The sequence below is a fragment of the Mesorhizobium sp. WSM4817 genome, assembly GCF_055811135.1.
The window spans coordinates 120248-126024 of the sequence record NZ_JBVVQQ010000025.1; the positions used below are offsets into that span (position 1 = coordinate 120248).

The following is a 5777-nucleotide window of genomic DNA, read 5'->3' on the forward strand; positions in this document are numbered from 1 at the left end:
TGGGGGCGCGCGCCGCCTGCGCCCGTCCCCTGGCGCGCTCGGTTGGTGTGGGGGGGGGGGGGGGGCCGGCCCCCCCCCGCGCCCCCCCCCCCCCCCCCCCCCCCCCTTTCTGTTTCCGGGACGCCATAGGATAGTTTAGTTTGACAGGATCGGGTGGTACGTCGCGCCCGCGGCATGGCGGTTCGCATTCTCGCTGCCATTCTCCTCTGTATTTTGCTATGTCGGCTGCAACGCTTCCAGACAAAAGGCCTTGCTCAATGTCCCTGTCCGACGACAGCCGCTATCTCCGGGGCGGTCCGGTCGCCCAACGCATCATCGCCTCGGTGCGCGAGGATGCAGCGATCGCAACCGCCGAAGGCTTTCCGGCCAAACTGATATCGATTACCGTCGGCGACACGGCTGCAGTCGATGTCTATGTGCGCAACCAGCGCGCCAAGGCGGCACTCGCCGGTATCGGCTTCGAGGAAAGACGATTTCCCGCCGACATCACCGCCGGCGAACTCGAAGCAGCGATCCACGGCCTGAACGCCGATCCGCGCGTCACCGGCATCATCATCCAGCGGCCGGTGCCGGTGCATATCCCGATCAAGACGCTGCAAGCGGCGGTGCATCCGCTCAAGGACGTCGAGGGCATGCATCCAGCCTCGATCGGCAACATCGTCTACAACCAGCTCGACCTCGCACCCTGCACGGCCGCCGCTTCGGTCGAACTGCTCAGGGAAACCGGTCTCGATCTCAAGGGGCTCGAGGTCGTCATCGTCGGTCACTCCGAGATCGTCGGCAAGCCGATCGCCTTCCTGCTGATGAGCGAGGGCGCGACGGTGACGGTGTGCCACCACATGACGCGCTCGGTGGCCGCGCATGCGCGGCGTGCCGATGCTCTGTTCGTCGCCGTCGGCAAGCCGCGGCTGATCAAGGCCGACATGGTCAAGCCCGGTGCGGCCGTCATCGACATCGGCATCAATTCCGAGATCGGACCGGACGGGGAGAGCCGCATCGTCGGTGACGTCGACGCCGAGAGCGTCAAGCATGTGGCGTCCTGGATCACGCCGGTGCCGGGCGGCGTCGGCCCGATCACCGTGGCGATTCTTTTGCGCAACACGATGGTGGCGCTCAGCCGGCAGCGCGCGCGCTACCATGCGACCTATGGCGTGGTGGACAAGCTCGCAGCGGAATAAGCCGGCAGCGCCGGTGGATCACTCCGCCGCAACGGCTGCCCTGCTGTCCGGAACGCCCTCCGGCTGCGGCCCGCCATAGGCCCAGTCGAGCAGCTTTATCGTGTGCACCACCGGCAGTTTCGCGGCGGACGCAATCTGGGTGATGCAGCCGATGTTGCCGGTGGCGACGATTTCAGCACCGGTCGCCTCGATATTTCTCACCTTGCGGTCACGCAGTTGAGCCGAAATCTCCGATTGCAAAATGTTGTAAGTGCCGGCCGAGCCACAGCACAAATGCCCCTCGCGCGGCTCGCGCACGACGAAGCCGGCTTTGGCCAGAAGCTCCTTCGGCTGGCGGGTGATTTTCTGGCCGTGCTGCATCGAGCAGGCGGAGTGATAGGCGACGATGGTGCCGGGCTTGCGCACCGGCTCGGGCAGATCGATGCTTGCCAGATATTCGGTGATGTCCCTGGCCAGCCCCGACACCCGCGCCGCCTTGTCGGCATAGGCGGGATCGAGGCGCAGCATAAAACCATAATCTTTGATGGTGGTGCCGCAGCCCGACGCAGTGATGACGATGGCATCCAGCCCGCCTTGGTCGATGGCGCGCGTCCAGGCGTCGACATTGCGCCTGGCCGAGGCAAGGGCTGCCGCCTCGCGGCCCATGTGATGCACCAGCGCGCCGCAGCAGCCCTCGCCCTCGGGAACCACGACCTCGACGCCGAGCCGCGTCAGCAGCGCGATCGTCGTGTCGTTGATGGCGGGATCGAGCACGGACTGCGCGCAGCCGGTAAGGATGGCGACGCGGCCATTTTTGCTCGTGCCCTGCCCGGCATGAATGCCCGGCGAAGCCATTGGCGAGGCCGCAGCAATCGACGCCGGGGCGAGCTTGAGCATCGCACCCAGCGGCTTCAGCGCCGGGAGCTTTTCCAGCAATCCGGCGAATGGCTGGCCGAGCTTTGCCAGCTTGAGCGCAGCGCGAAACCGCGAGGGATAAGGCAGGACCAAGGCCAGCATGGCGCGCGTCAGCCGATCGGGCAGCGGCCGCTTGTAGGTTTCCTCGATATGGACGCGGGCGTGGTCGACCAGATGCATGTAGTTGACGCCCGATGGGCAGGTTGTCATGCAGGCGAGGCAGGACAGGCAACGGTCGATATGGGTGACGATCTGCTTGTCGGCCGGTCGGCCGTTCTCCAGCATGTCTTTGATCAGGTAGATCCGCCCGCGCGGCGAATCCAGTTCGTTGCCAAGCGTCACATAGGTCGGGCAGGTGGCCGTGCAGAAGCCGCAATGCACGCATTTGCGCAGGATCTTTTCCGATTCCGCGACATGCGGATCGGCAAGCTGGGCAGCTGAGAAATTGGTCTGCATCTCGTACCTCCTAAGCCATGCGGCCGGGGTTGAGGATCGCCTTCGGATCGAATTCGGCTTTGAGCCGCGCCGACAATGCTGCCAGGTGCGGCGCCTGCGGCTCGAACACCGGCACAGCGGCGCGATGCGAAGGGGCGGCGCGTACCAGCGTCGCATGGCCGCCGCCATACTGTCTCACTACTGCTCGCAGAAGATCGGCTTCGGGATCGCCATGCTCCATGCGCAGCCAGATCAGACCGCCCTGCCAGTCATAAAAGGCATCGACGGCCGCCTGCATGCGCAGCGCCAGCACCATCTGGTGGCCTTGCGCCGGCGCCATCGACACGCGCCACACAGGCTTTTCCAGGCCGTCGGCAAACGGCGCGCAATCGCGGATATCGCGCCAGACCGAATGCGAAGTCTCCCCCGATATTTCCTCGAGCGGGCCGGCATTTCCGAGCAGATCTTTCAGCGCTGCGATGCGGTAGGCGACCGACGGGCCGAACCCCTCGACGCGCAGCAATGTCGCGGCGGTGCTGCCGAGACCGCCGCCGGCGACCCGTGCGGCAACGCGTTCGGGAAGATGGGCAGCACTCGACACTTCGGCGCTGGAACCGAGCGCCAGCGCCATAGCGGCCGCGGCATGATCGTCGAGCAGGCCGCGCACAGCCAGCGTGACTTCGGTCTCGGCAGCGGGCAGCACCTTGAAGGTGACGTCGGTAAGAACGGCAAGCGTGCCCCAGCTGTTGGCCATGAGCTTGGACAGGTCATAGCCGGTGACGTTCTTGACCACGCGGCCGCCCGATTTGAACGCCTCGCCACGCCCCGAAACCGCTGCTATGCCAAGAATATGGTCGCGCGCCGCCCCCGCCTTCAGCCGGCGCGGACCGCAAAGGTTCGCGGCCAGTACGCCGCCGATCGTGCCTTTTCCCTTTTCGCCGCCGAGCAGCGAGCCATAGTCCAGTGGTTCGAAAGCGAGTTGCTGGCCGTTTTCGGCAAGTAATTTTTCGATCTCGGCGAGCGGCGTGCCGGCCTTTGCTGACAGCACCAGTTCAGCCGGCTCGTAGAGCGTCACGCCTGACAGTTTCGACAGGTCGAGCGTGTGCTCGGTCTGCAGCGGACGGCCGATGCCACGCTTGGAGCCATGGCCGAGGATTTCGAGCGGCGTTTCTTCCGCCGCCGCCCAGGCGACAGTGGCGAGAGTTTCGGCGGTGGTGGCGGCGGTGAAGGTGGTCATGGCTGTCCTGGGCGCACATCGGCCGCAGACCCCCTCTCCGTGGGGGGGGGGGGGGCGGCCCCCCCCCCCCCCCCGGGGGGGGGGGGGGGCGCCCCCCCCCCCCCCGCCGCCCCCCCCCCCCCCCCCCCCCCCCCCCCCCCCCGCCTCTGTCCCGCTTTGCGGGATCGAGGAACCGCCATTCCGCGACGCTACCATCAAAACCTCGGAATATCCGGAAACGCCGTCTGGCCGCGATGCACGTGCATGCGTCCGAGCTCGGCGCAGCGGCGAAGCTGCGGAAACACCTTGCCCGGGTTGAGCAGATGGTTGGGGTCGAATGCGCATTTGACCCGCATCTGCTGGTCGAGGTCGATCTGGTTGAACATTTCCGGCATCAGGTCGCGCTTCTCGACGCCGACGCCGTGCTCGCCGGTCAGCACGCCGCCGACCTTGACGCAAAGCCGCAGGATGTCGGCGCCGAAACTTTCCGCCTTGTCGAGCTCGCCCGGCACGTTGGCGTCATAGAGGATCAGCGGATGCAGATTGCCGTCGCCGGCATGGAATACATTGGCGACGCCGAGCCCGTATTTTTCGGAGAGTTCCCGCATGCCGTGCAGGACGCGCGGCAGTTCCTTGCGCGGGATGGTGCCGTCCATGCAGTAATAGTCCGGCGAGATGCGGCCGACCGCCGGAAAGGCCGCCTTGCGGCCGGCCCAGAAACTCAGCCGCTCCTGCTCCGATTGCGAGATGCGGCATGTGGTCGAGCCGTTCCTATAGGCGATTGCCTCAACCAGGCCGATCAGATGATCGACCTCGACGCCCGGCCCGTCGAGTTCGACGATCAGCAGCGCCTCGACATCCAGGGGATAGCCGGCATGGACGAAATCCTCGGCAGCATGGATCGCCGGGCGGTCCATCATCTCCATGCCGCCCGGGATGATGCCGGCGCCGATGATATCGGCGACGCATTGGCCGCCCTGCTCGCTGGTCGGGAAGCCGATCAGCAGCGCGCGAGCCGTCTCCGGCTTCTTCAGGATGCGCACGGTGACCTCGGTGACGACGCCGAGCAGCCCTTCGGAACCGGTCATCACCCCGAGCAGGTCGTAGCCTTCCGCGTCGAGATGCTTGCCACCGAGCCGCACCACCTCACCGTTCATCAGCACCATCTCGATCCCGAGCACATTGTTGGCGGTGAGGCCGTATTTGAGGCAATGCACGCCACCGGAATTCTCCGCGACATTGCCGCCAATCGAGCAGGCGATCTGGGAGGATGGATCGGGGGCGTAATAAAAGCCCTCCTGCTCGACGGCGGTGGTGATGCCGAGATTGGTGACGCCCGGCTGGGCGACGACGATGCGGTTGGGAAAATCGATCTCGAGAATGCGGTTGAACCTGCTCATCACCAACAGCACGGCGTCTTCCAGCGGCAGCGCACCGCCTGACAGCGAGGTGCCGGAACCGCGCGGCACGACGCGGATGTTGCGGTCGTTGCAATATTTCAGCACGCGCGAGACCTGCGCCACCGTTTCGGGCAGCACCACGACCAGCGGCAATTGCCGATAGGCGGTGAGGCCGTCGCTCTCGAAGGCGCGCATCGAATTGGCCGCGTCGACGACGCCCTCGCCGGGCACAATGATGCGCATATCGGCGACGATCTCGTCGCGCCGGCGCATCGTGGCGTCGTCTGGCTTCGGCATCAGCAGGCCGGACATCGACAGTTCCTTCGATCGACTGGTAAAAATCTTTTACCAGCGGCAGGCGCTTGTTGCAAATCCTGCTTTGGCCGAAAGGGAAGCCGATACCGGGACGATCTTGCGCGGGTCGGCGAGAGGGAAGCGCTGACTTTCTCCCCCCTCGACGGGAGATGGCCGCGGGGGGGGGGGGGGGGGGGGGGGGGGGGGGGGAAAAAAAAAAAAAAAAAAAACCCCCCCCCCCCCCCCCCCAAAAAAAAAAAAAAAAAAAAAAGAAAAAAAAAAAAAAACCCACAAAAAAAAAACACACCCCCCACCCCCCCCCCCCCCCCCCAGACGACCAACAAACAAAAACCCAGAGAG

5 protein-coding genes are annotated in these 5777 nt (G+C 65.4%); 1 reads left to right on the top strand and 4 read right to left on the bottom strand.

All coding sequences use genetic code 11. From position 1 onward, the window contains the following. Positions 1-257 precede the first annotated feature (257 nt). The gene (locus tag AC0L2K_RS27780) at positions 258-1178 is read left to right on the top strand and encodes a bifunctional 5,10-methylenetetrahydrofolate dehydrogenase/5,10-methenyltetrahydrofolate cyclohydrolase (RefSeq protein ID WP_287246565.1); all 921 of its coding nucleotides are present in this window, start codon (positions 258-260) and stop codon (positions 1176-1178) included. 18 nt (positions 1179-1196) lie between these two features. Here the strand turns inward: AC0L2K_RS27780 and glcF are convergent, their stop codons facing one another. The 4 genes from glcF to AC0L2K_RS27800 form a co-directional block, all read right to left on the bottom strand. Beyond that, positions 1197-2528 carry a glycolate oxidase subunit GlcF gene (glcF, locus tag AC0L2K_RS27785; RefSeq protein WP_473532896.1) on the bottom strand — a complete coding sequence of 444 codons (1332 nt, stop codon included), beginning with the start codon at positions 2526-2528 and terminating at the stop codon, positions 1197-1199. A gap of 10 nt (positions 2529-2538) precedes the next feature. Further along, positions 2539-3744 carry an FAD-binding protein gene (locus AC0L2K_RS27790; protein ID WP_473532902.1) on the bottom strand — a complete coding sequence of 402 codons (1206 nt, stop codon included), beginning with the start codon at positions 3742-3744 and terminating at the stop codon, positions 2539-2541. Between the two features lie 194 nt (positions 3745-3938). After that, a complete protein-coding gene (locus tag AC0L2K_RS27795; RefSeq protein ID WP_091597500.1) occupies positions 3939-5435 on the bottom strand; it encodes an FAD-linked oxidase C-terminal domain-containing protein in 1497 nt (498 codons plus the stop codon). Between the two features lie 33 nt (positions 5436-5468). Continuing rightward, a partial coding sequence (locus AC0L2K_RS27800; protein WP_473532897.1) for a hypothetical protein occupies positions 5469-5777 on the bottom strand: 309 nt, incomplete at its 5' end.